General features: G+C 51.9%; 2 protein-coding genes. One reads left to right on the plus strand and one right to left on the minus strand.

The window, feature by feature from the left end:
- Nucleotides 1-71 (plus strand): hypothetical protein (locus ACNQ0T_RS23520; protein WP_417930417.1); only part of this gene is annotated, 71 nt, incomplete at its 5' end.
- A gap of 53 nt (nucleotides 72-124) precedes the next feature.
- Here the strand turns inward: ACNQ0T_RS23520 and ACNQ0T_RS23525 are convergent.
- Nucleotides 125-320 (minus strand): hypothetical protein (locus ACNQ0T_RS23525; protein ID WP_417930416.1); only part of this gene is annotated, 196 nt, incomplete at its 5' end.

A 320-nucleotide genomic window follows, 5' to 3' on the forward strand; every position in this document is an offset into this window, starting at 1 on the left:
GTCTTAGCGAGTTGGGGGCCGCGAAGCGGGTTGCCCGGCAGATGGATGAATTGCGGGGGATCCTTCGCTAGGGGAGGGAGTCGTGAGACGCTGTCTTCTGGTGTGGGCCGACGTAACGGTGGATTTAATGGCACACTGACACTCTTTGTAGCATCAGCTCGAGGTATTCTCTGGTTTCATCACTGGCTGTCTCGACTAATAACGTCGAGCGCAGACGGGATAAGAGTATTTCTTTTACGCAGCTGTCGCTTAATGCGATATCGATAATAAAGGCGGCCAGGTCGCTGTCTGATTGTTTGATCATTTTTTGGTTAGGTGTG

This window comes from Enterobacter cloacae complex sp.6700776 (assembly GCF_048284255.1).
Lineage (GTDB): Bacteria > Pseudomonadota > Gammaproteobacteria > Enterobacterales > Enterobacteriaceae > Enterobacter > Enterobacter intestinihominis.